The sequence below is a fragment of the Hyphomonas sp. ske169 genome (assembly GCF_056850855.1).
Genome location: NZ_CP096146.1, coordinates 2,616,270 through 2,638,335, shown reverse-complemented (window position 1 = coordinate 2,638,335; position 22,066 = coordinate 2,616,270). Strand labels below are relative to the sequence as shown.

Below are 22,066 nucleotides of genomic sequence, written 5' to 3'. Positions count from 1 at the left end.
GCCGTGCTTCCCAGGAGTTTTCCGATAGCCCGCCTCGTCCCTCGACAGCCGCGGGCTGTCCGAGGGTCCATCTCGGACACGCTCACCATGACGCATCACTTCCGCTCCCGCTTTGGACGTCGATAGCGGACCTTCGGGGAAGGTCGCACACTCGACTTCTACGAGACACGTGTCACATCCGGTGTATTAATGGCGACCAAACGCCAAGAAACTTCGCAAAAGGAGCGTTCTATGCTCGACCTCACGATCAGTGCGATCTTTTTAGCCAACACAATCTGGTACGGATTGGGCTTTATCGCTTTCTACATTCGCAGAGACATATTCGCGAAGGTCGTCGTTCCGGTCCAGGCGGATCGCAACAATTCAGCGTATGCTGCCGTGATTGAATCAGGGCGCTTCATGGGTGGTTTCAACTTTGCTCTGTCAGCGTTGAATCTAGGTCTGTTCCTGAATCTTGCTGCCCTCGAAACGCCAGCTCAGCTTTCACTCATGTTGGCATTCAATGGCCTAGCACATGGGTCGCAATTCTTTGGAAACGTACCAATGGCCGTCCAAAACATGCAAGGTGGCGGAATATGGAACGTGTTCAAAGGTGTGATGCTTCAGATTTTTGTCATCGACTTTATTTTGATGACAGCCAACTTTTTATTGGCCCTGACGGTCTCACTATAGATGGATCGCGCCCGGCCGCCTTTGACGCTGAAAGCGGAGGATAGACGCCTCGCCCGAACAACGCACTCGAAGTCGTCTTTACGCCGCCAGCTTTTCGAGTTCTTGCTTAAAGTCCCGCAGCGCCGTTTTGCCTTTTGGCGTGATGTCATAGATGCCGGTTTTCACGCGTTCGAACCAGCCATAATGGTCATCGGCCATAATGCGTCGCGCCGTTTCAACGCCCGTCACACCCGCAACGATAGACGCTTTAGTGGCGCCGTGCGTTCGCAAATAGCCAAGACAACGCAGAGCATCTTGTCGATAGGCCGTTATCAAGCCGGACCGGGTCGAACCGCCTGTATTGGGATCGCCAACCCGTTTCGCAAATTCCTTGAGTAGCCTGTTTTTCTTAACCGCAGAGCGACGCGGTGCATACGGGCCAGGATCTGTATGCGGAAAGACGAACCCATCCTTGAGGCGCACGGTGAGCAATCCAATTCCAAGCCGACGGCATAGTGCGATGTTTCGTTTCAATGATCTCGCAAACACCTTGCCCGGTTTGTGGGGGGCGGCGATGTAAACAATCTCTGATACAGCTAGACGATCAATGGCTTGATGAAACAAGGAGAGCGAGAAAGACGTTTTTAGCTCGACCAGAACAGGCGGCTCATCACCGCGACACGCGACAACGTCCACGGCGCCAATTTCACCCTTCACGACATAGCCTTGCGCTTGCAAAAACTGCTTAATCGGGGCGTACAGATCGGTTTCACATATTGGATTTGCCATTATTTTCGAACCGTCCCTTTCTCGCCCACAAGCTTATTGAACAAAGGTAAACCGCTGGTTCGAACCGGCGAAGGGAATTTATGGCATTAGTCGCGCGTCTATTTCGACTTTACGCCGAAACCGGACCTTACTGATTGGACTTGGTTAGCCGCGCGAGATGCACAGCGCACAGTCCGGCCGTTAGACGCACCAAGTCCTCACATCTAAGGCACGTTCAGCTCGACCTGCTGACTGTCCACGATCACCATATCGTTCCAGAAGGCGAAACTTTCAGGGGTGTCTGCGCGCAAGGAGACAAAGACCTGCGCGCCGATATTTTCGGCGTCCCAGCGGCTGTTCCAATTTGTGCTCACGCAAAGCGTTTCGGTTTCTCCAGCGCGGATATTCTCTTCGTGTAAATCTGGTTCGCGGTCGATCATCTGGCCCGTCTCGCTGTGCAATTCCAGGTCATATTCCTGCATCAACGCGGTTGGGTTGAGAATATCTGCGCAGATCTTGATTTCGTCTTGGCCCATCGCATCAGCGATCCGCCGGGTGCGAAGTTCGCTAATCTCGCCGCCAGGTGCGCCGCCGAACGCCACACCGCCATAGGTGGAATTGATCAAACGATAATACATGCCGCCATGGAATTTACAGAGCGACGGCCCGACGCCCGGAACCCGATAGACAACGCCTGCTTTCCCGGTGTCGCAGATCGCAAACATCTCATCGCGCATACGGTCATCACACCAAGCCTGGCTTTTTTCTCCCATGCGGTAACAGGCGTCATGACGCGCGCAGACGGGTCGGAACGGACCGTCTGCTAATGGTTCAATCGCAGCCTTTAGGGCGCTGGGGAGTTTGTCCTGGATGAAAGCGGGGCCGCAGCTATCAGCGGCATCCATGTACGCTGCCTCGCGCGCCAGATAATCCTCGCCGACATCCGCTGGTGCATCAACTTGATTCGAAATCAACGCGCACGCAGCGGCGACCAGCGCGACCGCAACCATCGCCGCTAAGATACGCCGGTTCATGCTGCTAGAGCCCGTCTGAACCTGCCATGGGTCATCGCTTGTAATTGATAAGTCTGATCAGTCATTCGTCCCCTCCCACAGCGCCAATCCTGCACGCCGCAGCACGCTAGCGCCAACCCCGGAAAGAATAAAGCGCGCGCTTTGGGGCAGCGCCCCTTCCCCCAACCTAGCCGCTAGCTTTAGAACCGGCTATGGCGGCGCGATGAGATTGCCGCCCCGCCCAGATCTGCATTGGAACGAAGATGGCACGCCCGTCGATCAGCGTGTGGGCGACGTCTATTACTCGGTCGAGGATGGGCTCGCGGAAAGTCGCGCCGTGTTCTTGGCGGGCTGCGGCCTGCCAGAGGCTTGGCAAGAGAGATCGCAATTCACGATCGCAGAACTGGGGTTTGGAACCGGCCTCAACTTTCTCGCTACGTGGCAGATGTGGCACGCATCGGGCCCGCGCGATGGCTGGCTGAACTTTGTCAGCTTTGAAGGCTTCCCGCTCGACCTGGAAGACATAGAGCGCGCGCTGAAGCCCTGGCCTGAACTGGCTGATCTCGCTGCAGAACTGTGCGCAAAATGGCCCCCGCGCGCGAAAGGTATCCGCCAGATCACTTGGCCGGAAGAGCGCCTGACGCTCACCCTGCATATCGGCATGATCGAGGACACCCTGCCGCAATCGCAATTAAGGGCCGACGCTTGGTTCCTGGACGGGTTTAGCCCGGCAAAGAATGGAGCCATGTGGGAGGACCCTATCTGGCCGCTCATCGCAGAACGGTCAGCGCCGAGCGCCCGCGCCGCGACGTTTACGGTTGCAGGCGCGGTCCGACGCGGGCTCTCAGAGGCTGGCTTCAAGGTTGAGAAAAAGCCGGGCCATGGCCGCAAACGCGAACGCTTGGAAGCGGTGCTTGAAACCCCCGCCTCACCGGCGCTCCCAGTCCGGTCTGCGCACCCCAAGATCGCGATTATCGGGGCCGGGATCGCGGGCGCTTGTCTCGCTCATACGCTGGTAGAGCGCGGCGCAGACGTCACCGTATTCGAACAAGACGACGCGCCCGCGCGCGGCACGAGCGGCAATCCACTCGCGTTGATGATGCCGCGTCTCGACGCCGCCGACACAGTCCAAGCGCGCTTGCTTATCGACGCCTATTTAAGTGCCCAAAGCTTCTACGCGAACTGTCCTGGGGCCACGATTACCGAAACCGTTCACACCCCGCGAAATGCGCAAGAAACGCAGCGATTTCAAAAGCTACTGGCCGACCCACCTTTGGGGCTTGAGCAATTAGAAGCGCTCCGCGGGGGCGGGCTCTTACATAAGCAAAGCCTGATCATTGAGCCTTCGGTTCTCATTTCTGCATTGCTCGAAAAGGTGGATGTCAGATGGGGCACTCAGGCCGCGCCAGACCTCAACACCCGCCACATCGATGGCGAGCCGTTTGACGCGGTGGTCTTGGCCAGCGGTTGGTATATGCGCGAGGCTCTACCAGAGCTCGACCTTACAAACCGGCACGGTCAAATCGAGTGGTGCCAGTCTAAAATTGCCGCCCCGCCATCGGCCCAAGCCAGCGGGGATTATGCGCTGGCGCTCGAGCAAACTCGGCTCTGGGGCGCGACGTTTGCCGATCATGTGGACGGTTATCCTCAGACCAGTGAAAAGGCGACGGTGGAAAATAGCGAAGCGCTTGAAGCGCTCAATCCATATTGGCGCCAAGACGCTAAGCAAGCGACGCAAAATGCGCGAGCGGGCGTACGAGCGACCACCGCGGACCGTTTGCCGCTGATCGGCTGGATGCCGGACCCGATCGCCCTCAAAGCGGATCGAAAACTTCTAGAGCGCCAAGCCTGGTCGATCGCGCCTGATGCCTATGCCAGGGCTGGCATTTTCGCGACCGGAGGCTTCGGCTCTCGCGGCTTTACCTGGGGACCTTGGGCCGCCAAAATTCTGACTTCGATCTTGTTTGATGACCCTTTGCCAATTGGCCAAGACGGCTTGAAAATGATTGTGCCAAATCGGCAAATTCTTCGAAATCTGAAACGATCCGGCTCTTAACCAAAACGAATCGGTCGCGAAATATTTCCGCTAAATCGCGCGAATCCGGACGATTTTGCTCGCAAAACGGGTACTCCGCAAATTGACAGCGCTGACTATCAGTTTGACAGCGTTTACCTCGGCCCCAGGGCTGGCCTTGGCCAGACCCTTGCAGTTGTATCCGCGAAGTTCACGCAGCTGGGTGCGCTGGACACCAGAATTTTAGATCCGCGCGAACAAATTTCAGGGGAAGAATCAGTGTCTCAACAGAATGTAGAGTTGGCCGATCTCGGCATCGAAGCCGGCGAGGTCCGCACGAACTGGACCGAAGAACGCCTTTACGAACAGGCCGTCCGCAGCGGTGAAGGCGAAGTTGCCAAAGGCGGCGCTTTGCTCGTCAAAACCGGCAAACACACGGGCCGTTCGGCCAAAGACAAGTTTACCGTCCGGGACGAAACCACAGAGAACACCGTCTGGTGGGACAATAATGCCTCGATGACACCCGCCCATTTCGAAGCGCTTTGGGAAGACTTCCAAGCCCATCTTGCAGGCAAAACCCTCTACACACAGCAACTCTTCGGCGGCGCCGATCTAGATCACCGCGCGCCCGTCCGTGTCGTCAATGAATTTGCTTGGCACTCTCTGTTCATTCGCCACTTGCTGCGCATTCCAACCGCCGACGAGTATTCCGATTTCGCGCACGAGTTCACGATCATCAACAGCCCAAGTTTCCGCGCGGACCCGGCTAAGCATGGCACCGTTTCGGAAACCGTGATCGCGGTAAACTTTGCTAAGAAGCTCGTCCTCATTGGCGGCACATCTTATGCGGGCGAGACCAAGAAATCGGTCTTCACCATTCTCAATTATATCCTGCCAACCAAAGGCGTGATGCCCATGCATTGCTCGGTCAATGATGGCGGCAAGGACGATGCAGCCATCTTCTTTGGCCTCTCCGGCACCGGCAAAACCACGCTCTCGGCAGATGCTAGCCGCACGCTGATTGGCGATGATGAGCATGGCTGGTCTGAGAATGGCTTGTTTAATTTCGAAGGCGGCTGCTACGCTAAAATGATCAATCTCTCGCCAGAGAACGAGCCTGAGATTTACGCCACCACAAGCATGTGGGGCACCGTACTCGAAAACGTCGTCATGGACCCTGAGACCCGTGAGCTCGACTTCTTCGACAATACGCTCGCGGAAAACTCGCGCGGTGCCTATCCGATCTCGGCGATTGAGAATGCGTCTTTGAGCGGCCGCTGCGGCCAGCCGAAAAACCTGATCATGCTGACCTGTGATGCGTTCGGCGTCATGCCGCCGATTGCGAAACTGACGCCGGAACAGGCCATGTATCACTTCTTGTCTGGCTACACCGCGAAAGTCGCGGGCACCGAAAAAGGCGTCACCGAACCGACCGCAACCTTCTCAACTTGCTTTGGCGGACCGTTCATGCCGCGCCATCCAAGCGAGTATGGCAAATTGCTCGGCGAGTTGATCGATAAGTACAATGTCAATTGCTGGCTGGTATCAACCGGCTGGACCGGCGGCGCCCATGGCGTTGGCCATCGGATGCCGATCAAAGCCACGCGCGCCCTTCTGAACGCGGCCCTGGACGGGTCCCTCAATGCGGCAGAATTCCGCGCCGACGAAACATTTGGTTTCATGGTCCCAACCGCGCTCGAAGGCGTCGACAGCACGATCCTCAATCCGCGCGACACATGGGACGATAAAGCAGCCTATGATGCTCAAGCTGAGAAACTCGCGCAGATGTTTATCGAGAATTTCAAAGTCTATGAAGCGCATGTCTCGGCTGACGTAAACGCTGCAGGACCTAAGCTCAAAGTCGACGCTTAAATCGTCGCACATCTTAAAAATCGCCCGCGCTTTTCCGGCGCGGGCTTTTTTATGCGCGGCTGGCGGGCGGGGTGTTAGAGCTTCGACAAGTCCAACAAGCTTGCGTAGCCATCATTTAGGTCCCACCAAACTCGCCATCGAGCATTGGCACGCAGATACTCGATCATTTCCCGCGACTAGGCATCCGCACTCGGGCGGACTGATACCGCCTCATGCCATCGCTTGAGATGCTTGAGGGCCGGATCGTAAGGCACACCGACCAAGCCGTTTGCAAAATCTAAGTTGGCCAAGAGCACCGCATCGACAACGCTATAGGCGCCGCCCGCCACGAATTCATTCTCAGCCAATTGGTCGTTTAGAAGCTTGTACCCAAGGTGGACGCGCTTGCGATTTTGGTCCGCCGCTTCAGGAATCTGTTTGATCAGCCGCGCCGTTAGTGGATGGCCATGAATCCAAACCATGCCCACCGGGACCATGAAATTTAGCTCTACGCGGCGCAGCCACATCTCGATGATCGCCTTTTCAAGCGCGGTCGTACCGAAGAGGGGCGGCTCAGGGTGCAATTCTTCGAAATATCGGCAAATCGCTACGGATTCGGAGATACAGGTGCCATCATCGAGTTCCAAAACGGGAATGCTGCCAATTGGATTTTTGGCTAAAAATTCAGGCGTTTTCTGCTCGCGCTTAACGATGTCGGTATGAACAAGCGGAACCGATATGCCCTTCTCAGCGAGAAAGATCCGCACCCGCCGGGGGTTGGGCCCGGCTTTGTAATCATAGAGTTTCATCCGCCCCTATGCCCCCAACACAATCACGCTGCCATTACGGCCATAGTCAGGCTCTCCGCGATGGTTGCGGCGGCGATTGGAAAAATAGTCATCTTCAAGCGCACATGTGTCGAGGCCGAGATTGTCGACGGCGGCGATGCCCTCGTCCATCAGCACGGCCTCCACAAAGCCGGTTAGATCGAAATGTGAACGATCGTCTTTTCCCGCGATGAAGAGGCGATCGGTCCATTCCTGATCGCCAACAAACGTGTCCCGAAACTCAGGACCGACTTCATAACTGGCCTGCTGGATCGAGGGGCCGATCGCAGCGGCAATGTTCTCCCGGCTCGCGCCGAGCGCTTCCATGGCTTCGAGCGTCGCTTCGCAGATGCCCGCTAAGGCGCCTTTCCAACCCGCGTGCGCTGCCCCTATCACCCCGGCCTCGGCATCCGCAAACAAGACCGGCACGCAGTCAGCCGACAAGATACAAAGCGCCAGGCCTGGCACTTTGGTGACCATGCCGTCGGCCTGTGGGCGGGTCCGCCAAGGCTCCGTCACGGTTACAGTTTTGGCGCTATGAACTTGAAAGCATGAAAGCAGTTTTTTCGCGCCCATCGCGTCGCGAATACGGTCGCGATTATCGCGAATATTCTGCGCTTCATCATCCGAGCCTTGGCCGATATTTAGGCTCGTATAGATCCCGGTCGAGACTCCGCCTTTCCGGCCAAAAAAGCCGTGCCGCACCCCAGACAGGGCGGTCAGTTTCGAACTCTGAGCATGCGGCGGGGCGATCATGATCAGCACTTAACGTGTCCGCCATCAGAAGAGCAAGAGGGTTCCGAAACTTCAAATCGCTTGACGATGTCATATAATTACATATTGTAACTTTATTACCTTAAGGGAGGTTGCATTGTACCGATTGTTTATCACGGGTTGCGCTATCGCGGCGCTCACAAGCTGCGCCACAGCTGAGTATTCAGAACAAAGCTCGACCAGCATGGAGGCTTCAATTTTCGACGCCGCCATTGCAACCTTCGACACGGCGAAGACTGCGGCAAAGGCGTGCCACATTGTGTCTGTTAAAGTGTCGGAGAGGCATCAATGCTCAGACTCCGCGGCACCGTATGATCGGACAGCCTGCTTAGCGTTCGACGCTGCGATCCAACCCGCCCTAGAGCCATTGCGCTATTGCGCCGGTGAAAAAACCGCCGCGCAAGACCCTGCTATGGCCGAGCAATGCCAGGCCTATATCGCGCAGTTTATGGACCCGTGTTTAGGGGTTCATGCCTTACAGCTCACCTATGCCGACCAGGCGCAGAGCCAGGCGTATCGAGTGGCTAAACAATCAGGCATGAGCCATGAAGAAGCGCTGCAATCTGCAGCGCCCAATCTAACCCGGTATCGCGACTAGCGTGGGGCGCGTTTGGCGAGGATGCGTTGCAACGTCCGGCGGTGCATATTCAACCGGCGCGCCGTCTCTGAAACATTGTGGCCGCAGAGCTCGTAGACCCGTTGGATATGTTCCCAACGCACACGATCGGCTGACATCGGATTTTCCGGTGGCTCCGGCAGGCCATCGCCAGAGTTGACCAGCGCACGGACGATGTCTTCCACGTCGGCAGGCTTGGCGAGATAGTCCACCGCGCCAGCTTTAACTGCGGCAACCGCGGTTGCGATCGCGCCATACCCGGTCAAAATCACAGCGCGCGCTTCAGGGCGATAGCGATGCAGAACTTCAACCACATCGAGGCCGGAGCCATCTTCAAGGCGCAAATCCAATACCGCGAAGGCTGGCGGGTTTAGCCGTGCAATATCGCGCGCTTCAGACACTTTCGATGTCGCAGACACCAAAAAGCCGCGCTGGGTGAGCGCGCGGGCGAGACGCTGCAGAAATGGCCCATCATCATCCAAGACAAGACAGGTCCGGTCCTCAACATTTTTGAGGCTTTCATGCAGTTTAACTGTGACTGGAGATTCCATTTTCTGCTCCTTCAGCCGCTAATCTAAGTTATTTTCCGTATTGTCCAACGGCTGTAATTCAGTTCTAGGCCATACTGCTTGCACAATCGCCCCGTGGCGTGGTGCCGCGCGGTTGCGTGTCGCAATTCGGCCCCCTGTGCGCTCGATCAGAGTTTTTGCAATAAAGAAGCCAAGCCCCATATCGCCGCCGCCTAGCTGCGCCTCCCCACGCTGCGAGACATAAGGCTCACCCAGTTTTGGCATGACCTCAGCGGCAAAGCCAGGCCCATCATCGCGGATGGTGACGATAAATTGTGTATCGGTCCAATTGGCGACGACGCGCACCTCTGAATCCGCAAAACTCACTGCGTTCTCGATAAAAGCGCCCAAAGCATGGAGGATTTCCGGGCTGCGGCGGATCACCGGGACTTTCTCTTCGCCGCGCTCGGCGGCTTCATAAGTGACCGCAACCGCCACGCCGAGGCCTTTGTGAGGCGCGGCTGCCTCTTCGACCAGAGCGCTAATCGGCATGCGGGCATGGACGATATCACTGGCTTCGCGCGCGCGGCCCAAACGCTGCAAAATATCCCGGCAACGCTCAGCCTGTTCTGCCAGCAAAGACGCGTCTTCCCGATACGGGCTGTCTTCGGGCAGCATCGCATATAGCTCTTTGGAGACCAAGTGGATGGTCGCCAGAGGCGTGCCGAGCTCATGCGCGGTCATCGCAGACATCGCCCCTAACGCCGACAGGCGTTGCTCCCGCGACATCACAACCGCGGCGGCGTCGAGCGCCCGGACCATTTTCGCTTCATCCTCATTCACACGCTGCGCCGATAGGGCGAAAAACACGATCCCAATACACAAGGCTGCGAAATGCCCGCCCTCAAACAATTGCGGGAAAATGAGTTGCTCCCCTTCTCTCCAAGGCAGCTCAAACGCGAAAAATGGCATCAAAGCCGCCATGCCGATCGCAAGCGCGGAAATTAGCGCGGTGTAGCGTCCTCTAAGGCTCGAGGCAGCGACGGTTACCGGCGCGATCAAGAATAAGAGGAAAGGATTGGAGAGCCCGCCCGTCAAGCTGATCAGCAGAGCCAGCTGCACAACATCGAATCCGATTTGCAGGGCCGCTTCCCAGCCTTTCAAAAGCTGCGGTCCGACGGCTGCGAACGACAGAAACACGTTCAACCAAGCCGACGCCGCGATCACCGCTAAGCAAAGCGACAGCGGCAAATCAAAGCCTAGCCCGAAATGGACGAATAAGACCGCAAGCGTTTGCCCCGCCACAGCTAGCCATCGCAAGGTCATCAACGTCGCCAACCGGGTGCGGCCTTGCGCGGCACCAACATGCGACAGGCCCTCTGGCAAAAGGCTGACCAGCGCTTCATCCATGCTGGCGCGCGAGGCGTTCAAGTCTTCCAAATCAAGGCCCTCAAGTGCGGCGACACGGCCCCTTACCATAATCCGCTAGTTTGCACATAACGACTTCATGAAACTGATTCAGTCTGTCTCACTCGGACTTGCAGGTCTTGCACTGGCCGCCTGTAATCCGTCTTCATCGACGCCGTCGGCTGGCGGCGCGGCAGCGGGATGCATGACCCGCGCCTATGACACAATTGGCGGGCCGATCAGCCTGATCTCACATACGGGCGAGCGGGTGACTGAGGAAACTTATAAAGGCGCGCCGACGCTGATCTATTTCGGCTTCACATTCTGCCCCGATATTTGCCCCGGCACATTGGTGGCGCTGAACCGCGCATATGACGCGCTGCCGGACAATATTGAGCCGCCGCAAACCCTTTTGATCACGGTTGATCCCGAACGCGACACGCCGGAAGCCTTGGCGGAATATGTCTCAACTGCCGCCTTTCCAGACAATCTGGTCGGCCTAACCGGAACACAAGAAGAGATTGCTGCGGCCGCAGACGCCTTCATCGCGCAATATGAGCGGATTGAGACCCCCGACAGCCTGGCGGAATATACGATGGATCACACATCCCTGCTCTACTTGATGGACGAGAACTGGGAGCTAAAGACGTTCTTCGCCGAAGCGGATGCGAATCCGGACTATGTCGCCGAATGCCTTGTTCAACATATTGGATAGAGCGCCGATTAGGCCGTAATCGCCTCGACCTCTGTTCCGGCCAAATGGGCTGAGATGATCGCGACTGCGGCTGAACCTGAGCTTACGCCAAGTTTCGCATAAGCGCGGCGACGGAATGTATCGGCGGTGGCGGTCGTAACGCCCATGCGACCCGCAATCTCTCGCTTTTTCAGCCCGGCTCCGATCCACATAAGTAATTCGAACTCGCGCTGTGACAGACGCAAATGTTTCCGGGTTTTATCGCACGAGCGATGCAGTTGCAGCGTATAGTTTCCAACGCGAAACTCGCTCCGTTCTTGGTCATCGTCACTGACCACAGAATTTACCATATCAAATTTCATGACCGCGCGCTTACTCTGTTCCGCCACTGAGACAAGCGGAATAGACAGCAAGTCCTGCCACTATACTGTTTTTGATGCTGAAATTTCGCAGCAATTTGGATAAAAACCGAAGTATTAGCGCTGCCGTCTTAGCGACTATAAGAAAATAGGCGGCTTTATCCGCCGGTTGAGACACACAGTTTTTGCGGTTTGCCCCGTGGGGCGAACCAAGAATGAAACAAAAAGCTACCGCCAAGCCGCTCAATCCGCGCCCCGCTACCAAGTTTAAACCGGCGCAACCCCTCGTTCAAATCCGCCCGCCCCAGGTCCAGTTGATCTATTCCGCGCCGACGAAGATCGCACATGATCTGCCAGAGGAGACGATTATGCGCACAATGCCGCCGGCCTGCATCCGTGGTCACACCGGCTTGATACGTCGCCATCCGCCCATGTTTTAGAACCAGCATCCCTGCGATGGGATTTCCGTTCTCGAGCGCAGTATACAATCGCGCTTGCCCTTTATTGGCGCTCGCGAAAGCCAAAAGGAAACCAGCTGGATAGGCGCGATATTTGCGCGATTTTTGTTGCGCAGCTTCGGCTTGGAAGAACCATTTGTGCCGCGTGTCATCAAGCGCTTGTTCAATTACGGTGATCGGCGCGTGCTCGGCTTTTTTCAGCTGATTGCGCCATTTTTGGTGGAGGCGCGCCCGCATCTGATCCGCGTCATCAAGGTCCACAATTGCAAGCTCAGCGCCTTTGGCGATCTGCAAACCGCCGGGCCCGCGCCCGTCAATGTACGGAGCGTTCACCACTAAGGGGCCGGATAGGGTGCGGCGCACGTCTGCCAGGAGCGCAGATCCGGTCTCCGCATCAACCGCCACAGGCCCGCGCGAGAGAAGATGAAACGCGCCGATTAGGGGAAGTTTCCGGCTCTGAACTAAACACGAGCCATTCGCGCCTTCAAAGCGCGTGACCGGCAAATCTAAGGCCTGACAAGTGCGCTCGAACGCAAGAGACTGGGTCAAAGGCAAGACGATATCGGACATTTTGCAAACTTGTGGTTGAAACGCTTCACAATTGGTTAAGACTTTTGAGCGGCAATGCCCTCGATCTGTGCGGCGTAATTCCTGTACGCAATTCTCCTGACTGGGGTGTTCGGTTGGCTTTACTAACCCTGCGCACTATGTTGCACTGCACCAAATACGGGATTGGGCCCACATGCTGTACACGTTTGTTGAAATGAACCGCGCCGCGCTTGCGCCCATGCGATTGCTGGCAAAAGGCACGATGCAAGCACTGGAAAACCCGCTCAACCCGTTTTCAAAAACCAGTCTAGGACGCTCGGCCCATGCAGCGAGCAGCGTGTTTGAACGGGCCACGCGCTATTATGGCAAGCCCGAATGGCAAATTCCGAGCACAGAGATTGGCGGAAAAACCTGTGCCGTTGTGCCCGAAACCTCGTGGTCGACCCCGTGGTGCAACCTGGTCCACTTCGCGACACAAGGCGCGCCGAAAGGCCGGCCACGCCTTCTGATTTGCGCACCGCTATCCGGCCATTTTGCAACCCTCTTGCGTGGCACAGTTGAAGCGTTTTTGCCGACCCATGAGGTCTACATCACCGACTGGACAGATGCCAAAATGGCGCCGGTCTGGTTTGGGCGATTTGATCTTGATGATTATATCGATCATGTCCGCTCAGCGCTGCAACATATTGGCGGCGGCGCGCATGTGGTCGCGGTCTGTCAGCCCGGCCCTGCAGCGCTCGCGGCGATTTCGATGATGGCCGAAGACGGTGACCCAGCTCTGCCAGCCACGATGACTTTTATGGGGTCACCGATTGATGCCCGCAAATCGCCAACCGTACCAAACCTGCTCGCCGAAGAGCGCGGCTTTGAATGGTTCCGAGACAAGATGATTTACACCGTGCCCGCCCCCTGGCCGGGCATGATGCGACGGGTCTATCCAGGCTTTGTTCAGCTCACCAGCTTCATGCACATGAACTGGGATCGGCATGTCGATGCCCAGGCGCGCTTCTTCGATCATTTGGTCGAGGGTGATGAAGACAGCGCCGAAAAGCACCGCGCCTTCTATGATGAATATCTGGCTGTGCTCGATCTCACCGAAGAATTTTACCTGCAAACGATTCGGCGCGTCTTCCGGGAACACCGGCTGGCCCGCGGCACCTTCCGCTATCGCGGCGAGCGCTTGATCAATCCAGGCGCGATTAAAACCGTCGGCTTGATGACGGTCGAAGGTGAAAAAGACGATATTTCTGGCATTGGCCAAACCCAAGCGGCGCATGATCTGTGTTCAGGCATCCCGGAAAAGATGCAGATCGATTACATCCAACCCGGTGTGGGACATTATGGGGTCTTCAATGGCCGCCGGTTCAACGATGAAATCGTGCCCCGAATCAATGCGTTTCAAGACATGATAGCTGGGCTTTGACCCCTAGCAGATTACGGCGTTCTACTTAGTTACAGCCTTGTCCAACTGTGCTGGATTTGCAGTTGGAGCCTGTCGCGATAACGCGATGAAGCGCAACCGATGCAGGGGTGCGCTCTAAAAAAATCCTGATCGTCGTCCATGACGGCGAACTCGGGTGATCGGTCTGAGCTGGACGCGTCTCTACGTTCCTTCCACAGTTGAAGTACGCGACCGGCTCAGACCGTAAATAACCGCTCCAGTGATAATCAATCCAATACTCACAGCGACCTCTTGAGGCCGCTCGATCGCGACATAGCCCAAGGTCCAGACCGTCAGCGCCAGATATATCAGCGGCAGCCAAGGATAGAGCGGCACCCGGAACGGTCGTTCAAGCTCAGGTTGGCGCCAACGAAGGATGAACAGGCCCAGCACCGCAAACAGGCTATTCAGTGCGAGCGTAAAACCCGCAAACACCAGTACCTGATCAAAGGTCGCGGTAATTACGAACAGCAAAGCCAGGCCCGATTGTACTAAGACAGCGGTGGTCGGCATCCCGTCAGCATTCGATCTCGCCAAAAAACGGAAGGCTTTGATATCCTGCCCCACCACTTGCAAAACGCGTGGACCAGCGATGGTCATGGCGGAGACGGTTGAGATCAACAGAACGCCCAAAACCGCGCCGGTAAACATCGCCCCAGCCTGTCCAAACACATGCCTTGCGGCAATCACCCCGACTTCAACCTCGCCGACCATCAGGTCCGTAGGTGTGGTTAGCAAGAAGACCGCATTGAGCAAAATATAGAGCAGCATGACGCCGAACGCGCCGGCGAACAAAACGCGCGGCAAGCTGCGTTGCGGTGTCTCCAATTCATCGGTCAAATAGGTCGCGACATTCCAGCCCGTATAGGCATAGCTCACATAGATCAGCGATACCGCAAATGCGCCCGATGTGACGGCACCTATATCGCCTGCCGCAGGCAAAAAGCTGACCGGTTGATAGTCGGCCACCATGATCAAGCCCGCCGCGCTGATGATCAGAATGACCGCGACTTTGATCGCTGTGAAGACTGTCTGAAACCGTCCGCTTGTGTCCCTCTGACGAGTATGAATGAGCGTCAATAGGACGATCAGCGCGATCGCGAGACCTCGCTCAGTCCAGCGAGTTACGTCTTCAGATGCCTCTGGCAAAAGGGACGAGCTGGTATAGGCGCCAAACGTCATTGCCGCCAGCGCCACCGGCGCGGAAAACCCGACCGTCGAAGAAACCCAGCCGGACACAAAGCCAGCCCCAGGATGATAGATGCGGCCGAGGAAATTATACTCGCCGCCTGATCGCGGCAGGGCGGCGCCAAGCTCAGCATAAGACAGCGCTCCACAGATCGCGACCACACCGCCGACAACCCAAAGCATGATCAGCGCAAACCCAGACTGTAAGGTCACCAGCTGAAAACCGAGACTGGTGAACACACCGGTACCGATCATATTGGCGACGACGACCGCGAGCGCTGTCCGTGGAGAAAAGAAGGTTTTCATCGAGTCTGGCTTAAAGAGCGGAGGCGGGCCTTGTCCACTCTCCGTTCTAGGACACCCCGGATTCCTTGTTATCCACCGCATTTTGAGACACTGTGACAATGTTTTTATGTCTCTGTGTCTCTTATAGTGGAGTCGCGCACGTAATTGGGAGGACAAGGTGCACGCTTCGAATACCCTATCCGGTATCGAATTTTCGGCCGAACAGAAGCGTTTCGCAACCGGCACGACGGAGTTCATGCGCGCCAGCACAGTCCCCCTTTACGATATGACCCCGATCAAATGGGACGGGTTCACAGGACGCTACATATCGAACGCTTGGTTTGGGCAAGACGTCTTGTTTACGCAGACCACCAATGACGCAGTCGCAATCACAAGGCGCAAGTCTCAAGCTGAGAATGGCGCCCATTTGATCTTCGTTCATCGCTATTTGGCTGGCGGCGTCCGCGGGCAATTCGGAGATGTAAGCTTAGATCGCGACCCGGGTTCGATCTATTTGTTTGACCAAGCACAGCGGGTTGATTGTATTCAGTTTCCGACCACCGTGCAGGGGATGTTCATCCCCAAAAGACTGCTCGGTTACACGCCTGACCTTCATGCGCCGCTTATTCAACTTGCAGCGGACAGCCCCAATGGGCGCGCGCTCGCTGCTGAGTTCACAGCAATATTTGACCAGCTCTTCAACTTTGATCGGCTTGAATTGGCTCGGCTGGATCGATTAATAGCCTGCCTCCGTTCGGCGCTTGGAACAGCGCAAGACGACCTCGATATCAGGCGCCAATACAGCAATGCCCTGCGTGATCTCATCCGCGCCAGAATAGAACGTGACCTATCCTCTCCCGATCTCAACGTTTCGACTCTGCTTTCAGAATTCGGCGTCTCTCGAGCGTCTTTGTATCGGATGTTCGAATCGGTCGGTGGTGTTCGTCGATACATAAATGATCGACGCGTGTTTCGCGCCGTGGCTGAGATCTCGAACAACCCGATCAAACGAGGCGGAATCGCCGAAATCGCTGAGAAATGGGGCTTTAATTCCAATTCGGGTTTCACGCGCATGGTGAGAGACCATTTTGGGGTCGCGCCAAGTTCGCTCAGCCTCTCAGGTGCGCCTGAAATCGACTATCCCATGGAACCCTTGGCAAACCAGCCTTTCGCGCAGCAGACGGCATTGTTGAAAAACGAGCCGCCGATCCAAACCTGTTCTCAATCGACGCTGCTCAAACATTGCACCGCCAACTCGGGTGCTGCGACCGAAACACTCGAACCGGCGTAAAGTCATGCGGGGCTGATCAGCCAATATCCTCAACTTTCTCGCAAAGGCGCGCTGCAAAACTCGGCCGCCCCCTACCCTCAGACCCGACTCGCCGCTAATACTCGTCCGTCACACAAGGACGAACCAATGCCGAGCGCCCCGATCAATTCCGACAGCCATCTCTATTTGATTGATGCAAGCGCTTATATCTTTCGCGCTTATCACGCGCTGCCGCCGCTGACCCGTGCCTCAGATGGATTGCCGGTCGGCGCCGTGTCCGGCTTCTGCAACATGCTCTGGAAACTACTTGAAGATCTGAAAGGCGATGATCGCCCGACCCATTTCGCCTGTGTGTTCGATAAGTCGTCTTATACGTTCCGGAATGAGATGTTCCCGGACTATAAAGCCAACCGGTCTGAACCGCCGGAAGATTTGCGCCCACAATTCCCATTGGTCCGCGAGGCGGCGATCGCCTTCCACACCCATGCCCTCGAGCTGGAAGGCTATGAAGCCGATGACTTGATGGCGACTTATGCGCGCCAAGCCGAAGCCAAAGGCGCGCGGGTGACCATCGTTTCCTCAGACAAGGATCTAATGCAGCTGGTCACTGACAAAATCTCCATGCTCGACACGATGAAAAATAAGCATATCGGGCATGATCAAGTGGTTGAGAAATTCGGCGTCGGACCGGACAAAGTCATCGACATTCAGTCACTCGCCGGCGACAGCGTCGACAATATTCCAGGCGCGCCGGGCATTGGCGTGAAGACGGCGGCGACTTTGATTACTGAATATGGCGACTTGGACAGCCTGCTCGCGCGCGCGGAAGAGATCAAACAGCCCAAACGCCGCCAAACTCTGATCGACAATGCCGACCAAATCCGCATGTCGCGCGATCTGGTGACTTTGAAAGTCGATGTGCCGGTGGACGTCCCGCTCGAAGAACTCGCCGTCGCCGATCCGGACCCGAAAACACTGATCGATTTCTTGGAGCGGATGGAGTTCCGCACGATCACGCGCCGGGTCAAAGAAACGTTTGAGCTCGAGGGCACGCTCGATGAGGCCATTGAAGACGAGCCAGTTCAAATCGACCGCAGCGCCTATACCTGTGTCCGCGATTTTGACACTCTGGAAGACTGGATCGCTCGCGCCACAGCGCAAGGCTATGTCGCGGTCGATACCGAAACCGACGCTTTGGACGCCCACGAGTCCGGCCTGGTCGGCGTGTCGCTGGCGCTCGCGCCCGGTGAGGCCTGCTATATCCCGCTCGCCCATGTTGATCCCGACAGCGATCCATCTGCCGCGACCGATGATATGTTCGGCATCGATCCGCCGCGCCAGATCAATATGGATAAGGCCCTTGAGGCGCTAAAAGCCCTGTTTGAGGATGATTCCGTTCTCAAGATCGGCCATAATTTCAAATATGATGTCACCGTTCTGGCGCGCTACGGTATCCGCGTCGCGCCGATGGATGACACGATCCTGCTCAGCTTTGTGATGAATGCCGGCATGCACAATCACGGCATGGACGAGCTGTCTGAGCGCTATTTCCACCACACACCGCTGAGCTTCAAGGACGTCTGCGGCACCGGGAAAAAGCAAATCACCTTTGACCGTGTCCCGCTCGACCGCGCGACCGAATATGCGGCGGAAGATGCAGACGTGACGCTGCGGCTCTGGCTCGATGGCAAAGCCCGTCTCCACAAAGAGCATGTCACCACCGTCTATGAAACGCTGGAGCGCCCTCTGGTCCCTGTCCTTGCCGACATGGAGGCCAATGGGATCAAAGTTGATCGCGATCATCTTTCGCGCCTGTCAGCCGATTTCAGCCAATCCATGGCCCGCTATGAGGCTGAGGCCTATGAATTAGCAGGTCGTGAGTTCAATCTCGGTTCTCCGAAACAGCTCGGCGAGATCTTGTTCGATGAGATGGGCATTGAAGGCGGCAAAAAGACCAAGACTGGCGCCTGGCAAACCGGCGCAGACATTCTCGAAGATTTGGCCGCCGAAGGGCACGATCTCCCGCGGGCGGTGATCAATTGGCGGACCGTTTCGAAACTGCGCTCCACCTATACCGAGACCCTGCAGCAACAGATCAGCCCGCGCACCGGCCGCGTCCACACCAATTATGGCATGACCGGCGCGCAGACCGGACGGCTCTCTTCAAATGATCCCAACCTGCAAAACATTCCGATCCGCACAGACGAAGGCCGCAAGATCCGCGAAGCCTTCATCCCAGAGCCCGGCAATGTTCTGATCAGCGCCGACTATAGCCAGATAGAACTTCGCCTCCTCGCTCATATTGCCGGCATTGACGCGCTGAAAGACGCGTTCAACCAAGGCCTCGACATTCACGCAATGACGGCGAGCGAAATGTTCGACACGCCAATCGAAGGCATGGATCCGATGATCCGCCGCCGCGCCAAAGCGATCAATTTTGGCATCATTTACGGCATCTCAGCCTTTGGTCTGGCGCGCCAGCTCTCGATCCCGCGCGACGAAGCCAGCGCCTATATCAAGACCTATTTCAAACGCTTCCCGGGCATCAAAGCCTATATGGATGAGACCAAGAAATACGCAGCCGAGCATGAACGGGTCGAGACGATCTTTGGCCGGGTCTTGCACCTCAAAGGCATCAAGTCGAAAGGCCCGCAGCGCGGATTTGCCGAGCGCCAAGCGATCAATGCGCCGATCCAAGGCTCTGCCGCCGACATTATCAAACGCGCGATGATCCAAATGCCAAGCGCTTTGGACAAAGCCGGACTGAAAGCTAAAATGCTCCTGCAAGTGCACGACGAATTGATCTTCGAGGCGCCAGAGGATGAAGCGGAGCAAACCATCCAAGTCGTCTGCAAAACAATGGAACGCGCCCCGCTCCCAGCCCTCAGCCTAAGCGTCCCACTGGTCGTCGAAGCGGACACCGGAATGAACTGGGCCGAGGCGCATTAAGCCTTCAGCGCGGGGCCATTCGAATAGCCCCGTCCAGACGCAGGCATTGGCCGTTAAAATAGCCGTTGCGGGCAAGCTCCAAGGCGAGCGAAGCGAACTCCTCGGGTTTGCCCAGCCGCTTCGGGAACGGCACCGAGGCCGCAAGGCTGTCGAGCACTGGCTGTGGCGCGCCGAGCATGAGCGGCGTCGCAAAAATGCCCGGCATGATCGAATTGACGCGAATGCCAATATTCATCAAATCGCGCGCCATGGGCAGCACCAGCCCATTCACGCCAGCTTTGGCGGAGCCATAGACGATTTGGCCGATTTGCGCGTCTTGGGCCGCAACTGAGGCCGTCATCGTGATCGCGCCGCGCTCGCCATCCTCCATCGGCTCGAGACCAGACATACCCAGTGCTGCGTGTGAGGCCACTCGGAACGAGGCGACCAAGACGCCTTCGACGCCTTTGGCATAGGTCTCGGTATCAAGCTTCTTATAGCCGCCTGTTTCCTTGTCGAAAGCAAGCGTCTTGCCGCGGGTCGACGCCATCGCGCAGTGCACACAGATCCGCTCTTGGCCTTGCGCGGCGCGCGCCGCCTCAAAACCCGCCACGACGGAGTCTTCATCAAGGATATTTACGTGATGGAAGCTGCCGCCAATCGCTTTGGCGACGGCTTCACCGGCTTCATCATTGATATCAAAGATCGCCACCGGGACGCCCGCCGCAGCGAAGGCCTCCGCGGTCGCCCGGCCAAGACCTGAGGCGCCGCCGGTGACAATTGCTGGTGTGTCTTTCGATAATTGCATGAGAGCTCCTCCAATCGCGGATTATTCAGGGACCGCAAAAACGTGCGCGATCATTCGCATCCCTTCGAAAACCGCACGATCTTCGACATTGATGCCGTCTTCTACGAAGACAAAATCGAATACCCGATCTTCGTCGACATCACTGTGCAGCATGACCAGGAACTTGTCGCCAGGGTCTGCGGGGTGATTGACCTGGATCTCCACATTTTCGTGCGTCCCGGCCCCGACATAGGTGAATCCAGACACCATATCGCCATCTGGTCGGCCATCGATGACGGGGTGTAAAACGACCCAGCCGCTTTTCTCGATCGTCACTTCTGGAAAGGAAATCGCTGTCGATGTACCGCGGAAAGACTTCACCGCATCGCCATCGACTCGGACTTCAGAGAAGGTCGTCTCACCTTCCACAAGCGATAGTCCGTCCACAATAATCGCATTGGCCTCGCCATTCCCAATGCTCATCTGGGGCGCGGCAGGTGCCTCTTGCGCGGTCGCGCAGGCGACTGTCATGGTTGCCGCTGCGAGAATAGAAAAAGCGATTTTCGTCATGTGATTAGAGCTCCCTTATTTATCTTCGGGATGACCCTAAGCCGGATTTGCCAGGAAGTAGAGTCCTGCCTGATTAGGCCTCTAATTCTGCCCGCGCGCGCCGGAGCGCGGCTTCTGCGAGACCCAACGCTTTGTTGAATTCGTGTGCGGTTTCCGTTGAGAGCGCGCGCGTCTCTTCACTGGTTTTTCGCAAAAGGTCTAAATAATCAGCGATGAGTTTCATCTCTTCGCGATCAAGCTGACGGCGCGGTCGAATAAAGTCTCGAAGCTTTATGACGTTCGAAATGGTGAAGTCCCCAGAAGCTTGTTCCAGGTTGACCTTAAGTCGCGGGTTTTGATTCGGCTGTCCCGCGAATGGACGACAACTCAAATAAAAAGCCGCTCCAATCAGGAACGGCTTTTCTGCGAACTGGGCAATTGATTTAATATTTGACCGAACAGCCATAAGGTTTGGCGCTCGTGACCTCAGGCATTCCGCCTTGCGCAACAGCCGTCAGCGCCGCTGTCACATAATTGGTCGCTTTGTCGATATCGGCGATTTTGGTCGAGCGGATCGAGTCGATCGCGCCCTGATAGGCAAGCGTGCCCGCACCATTGATCACATACATATGCGGAGTTGTTTTCGCATCATAAGCCCGTCCGAGAGACCCTTCAGGATCGAGAATGGTATAAGTCGGGTTGGCGCCGCGCTCTACATTTTTCGCGATTGCGGCGTCTGCTTCAAGATGACCTTGTTTGCCTGGCGCAGATGATATGACTTGGAGCCAAACGATATCATCGCCCGCAGCATCGCTTTGCAAGGTCTGCATATTTTTCACAGGCTCAGAATAGTGTTTCACCACGAACGGGCAGTCATGATTGGTCCATTCCATGACAACCGTTTTGCCCGCAAAATCGCCGAGCGAAATTTGCTCGCCTGATGCTGTATCATAATCAACGAAAATGGGCGCAGACTCGCCGCTGACCGGTGCCGCATCCGCGGTGAACGCAATCATCGATCCAGCCGTCAGCGCAACCGCGGTTGCCATGCCCGCTGCCAGGCCGAGATTTCTTCGTGTGAGTGCAATCATAACATGGTTCCCTGTTATTTATACGATGGCGAATAAC

General features: G+C 56.5%; 21 protein-coding genes. 8 read left to right on the top strand and 13 right to left on the bottom strand.

Annotation, left to right across the window (positions count from 1 at the left end; genetic code table 11):
- Positions 1-231 precede the first annotated feature (231 nt).
- Positions 232-672: a hypothetical protein gene (locus MY069_RS12760; RefSeq protein ID WP_482794167.1), complete on the top strand. Its 441-nt coding sequence runs from the start codon at positions 232-234 to the stop codon at positions 670-672.
- Positions 673-750: 78 nt separating this feature from the next.
- Here the strand turns inward: MY069_RS12760 and MY069_RS12755 are convergent, their stop codons facing one another.
- Entirely contained in the window at positions 751-1,440 is a 690-nt protein-coding gene (locus tag MY069_RS12755; protein WP_482794166.1) for a DUF2161 domain-containing phosphodiesterase, read from the bottom strand.
- A 203-nt stretch (positions 1,441-1,643) separates the two neighbouring features.
- On the bottom strand, positions 1,644-2,453 hold the full coding sequence (locus tag MY069_RS12750) for a hypothetical protein (RefSeq protein ID WP_482794165.1): 810 nt from the start codon (positions 2,451-2,453) through the stop codon (positions 1,644-1,646).
- 202 nt (positions 2,454-2,655) lie between these two features.
- Between MY069_RS12750 and mnmC1 the strand changes: the two genes are divergently transcribed.
- Together mnmC1 and MY069_RS12740 are read left to right on the top strand one after the other, a co-directional pair.
- The gene (gene mnmC1 / locus MY069_RS12745; RefSeq protein WP_482794164.1) at positions 2,656-4,488 is read left to right on the top strand and encodes an FAD-dependent 5-carboxymethylaminomethyl-2-thiouridine(34) oxidoreductase MnmC1; all 1,833 of its coding nucleotides are present in this window, start codon (positions 2,656-2,658) and stop codon (positions 4,486-4,488) included.
- A gap of 219 nt (positions 4,489-4,707) precedes the next feature.
- Complete coding sequence (locus MY069_RS12740; RefSeq protein WP_482796709.1) at positions 4,708-6,318, top strand: phosphoenolpyruvate carboxykinase; 1,611 nt, start codon at positions 4,708-4,710, stop codon at positions 6,316-6,318.
- A gap of 176 nt (positions 6,319-6,494) precedes the next feature.
- Here the strand turns inward: MY069_RS12740 and MY069_RS12735 are convergent, their stop codons facing one another.
- Together MY069_RS12735 and pgeF are read right to left on the bottom strand one after the other, a co-directional pair.
- A complete protein-coding gene (locus tag MY069_RS12735) occupies positions 6,495-7,106 on the bottom strand; it encodes a glutathione S-transferase family protein (RefSeq protein ID WP_482794163.1) in 612 nt (203 codons plus the stop codon).
- A 6-nt stretch (positions 7,107-7,112) separates the two neighbouring features.
- Complete coding sequence (gene pgeF, locus MY069_RS12730) at positions 7,113-7,880, bottom strand: peptidoglycan editing factor PgeF (protein WP_482796708.1); 768 nt, start codon at positions 7,878-7,880, stop codon at positions 7,113-7,115.
- 115 nt (positions 7,881-7,995) lie between these two features.
- On the opposite strand from pgeF, the gene MY069_RS12725 reads away from it, so the two are divergent.
- Complete coding sequence (locus MY069_RS12725) at positions 7,996-8,496, top strand: hypothetical protein (RefSeq protein ID WP_482794162.1); 501 nt, start codon at positions 7,996-7,998, stop codon at positions 8,494-8,496.
- Here MY069_RS12725 and MY069_RS12720 read toward each other — a convergent pair.
- Positions 8,493-9,065: an ActR/PrrA/RegA family redox response regulator transcription factor gene (locus MY069_RS12720; protein ID WP_482794161.1), complete on the bottom strand. Its 573-nt coding sequence runs from the start codon at positions 9,063-9,065 to the stop codon at positions 8,493-8,495. The two genes, MY069_RS12725 and MY069_RS12720, sit on opposite strands and share 4 nt — an antisense overlap.
- A gap of 18 nt (positions 9,066-9,083) precedes the next feature.
- Positions 9,084-10,502 (bottom strand): ActS/PrrB/RegB family redox-sensitive histidine kinase, encoded by a 1,419-nt coding sequence (locus MY069_RS12715; RefSeq protein ID WP_482794160.1) that lies wholly within the window; start codon positions 10,500-10,502, stop codon positions 9,084-9,086.
- A 28-nt stretch (positions 10,503-10,530) separates the two neighbouring features.
- Here MY069_RS12715 and MY069_RS12710 point away from each other — a divergent pair, with 28 nt between their 5' ends.
- Positions 10,531-11,145: an SCO family protein gene (locus MY069_RS12710; RefSeq protein WP_482794159.1), complete on the top strand. Its 615-nt coding sequence runs from the start codon at positions 10,531-10,533 to the stop codon at positions 11,143-11,145.
- Between the two features lie 8 nt (positions 11,146-11,153).
- Here MY069_RS12710 and MY069_RS12705 read toward each other — a convergent pair whose 3' ends face one another.
- Together MY069_RS12705 and MY069_RS12700 are read right to left on the bottom strand one after the other, a co-directional pair.
- Positions 11,154-11,486 carry a response regulator transcription factor gene (locus MY069_RS12705; protein WP_482794158.1) on the bottom strand — a complete coding sequence of 111 codons (333 nt, stop codon included), beginning with the start codon at positions 11,484-11,486 and terminating at the stop codon, positions 11,154-11,156.
- 155 nt (positions 11,487-11,641) lie between these two features.
- Positions 11,642-12,511, bottom strand: a complete 870-nt coding sequence (locus MY069_RS12700; RefSeq protein WP_482794157.1) for a GNAT family N-acetyltransferase — start codon at positions 12,509-12,511, stop codon at positions 11,642-11,644.
- 172 nt (positions 12,512-12,683) lie between these two features.
- Between MY069_RS12700 and MY069_RS12695 the strand changes: the two genes are divergently transcribed.
- A complete protein-coding gene (locus MY069_RS12695; RefSeq protein ID WP_482794156.1) occupies positions 12,684-13,913 on the top strand; it encodes a polyhydroxyalkanoate depolymerase in 1,230 nt (409 codons plus the stop codon).
- A 180-nt stretch (positions 13,914-14,093) separates the two neighbouring features.
- On the opposite strand, the gene MY069_RS12690 is transcribed toward MY069_RS12695, so the two are convergent.
- The gene (locus MY069_RS12690; protein WP_482794155.1) at positions 14,094-15,425 is read right to left on the bottom strand and encodes an APC family permease; all 1,332 of its coding nucleotides are present in this window, start codon (positions 15,423-15,425) and stop codon (positions 14,094-14,096) included.
- 157 nt (positions 15,426-15,582) lie between these two features.
- Between MY069_RS12690 and MY069_RS12685 the strand changes: the two genes are divergently transcribed.
- Together MY069_RS12685 and polA are read left to right on the top strand one after the other, a co-directional pair.
- Entirely contained in the window at positions 15,583-16,695 is a 1,113-nt protein-coding gene (locus tag MY069_RS12685; protein WP_482794154.1) for a helix-turn-helix domain-containing protein, read from the top strand.
- A 126-nt stretch (positions 16,696-16,821) separates the two neighbouring features.
- Entirely contained in the window at positions 16,822-19,623 is a 2,802-nt protein-coding gene (polA, locus tag MY069_RS12680; RefSeq protein ID WP_482794153.1) for a DNA polymerase I, read from the top strand.
- A 4-nt stretch (positions 19,624-19,627) separates the two neighbouring features.
- On the opposite strand, the gene MY069_RS12675 is transcribed toward polA, so the two are convergent.
- The 4 genes from MY069_RS12675 to MY069_RS12660 form a co-directional block, all read right to left on the bottom strand.
- Positions 19,628-20,410: an SDR family oxidoreductase gene (locus tag MY069_RS12675; protein WP_482794152.1), complete on the bottom strand. Its 783-nt coding sequence runs from the start codon at positions 20,408-20,410 to the stop codon at positions 19,628-19,630.
- A 21-nt stretch (positions 20,411-20,431) separates the two neighbouring features.
- Positions 20,432-20,959: a DUF7282 domain-containing protein gene (locus tag MY069_RS12670; RefSeq protein ID WP_482794151.1), complete on the bottom strand. Its 528-nt coding sequence runs from the start codon at positions 20,957-20,959 to the stop codon at positions 20,432-20,434.
- Between the two features lie 73 nt (positions 20,960-21,032).
- Complete coding sequence (locus tag MY069_RS12665) at positions 21,033-21,404, bottom strand: hypothetical protein (RefSeq protein ID WP_482794150.1); 372 nt, start codon at positions 21,402-21,404, stop codon at positions 21,033-21,035.
- Positions 21,382-22,029: a redoxin family protein gene (locus MY069_RS12660; protein ID WP_482794149.1), complete on the bottom strand. Its 648-nt coding sequence runs from the start codon at positions 22,027-22,029 to the stop codon at positions 21,382-21,384. The genes MY069_RS12665 and MY069_RS12660 overlap by 23 nt, the downstream gene beginning before the upstream one ends.
- Positions 22,030-22,066 lie beyond the last annotated feature (37 nt).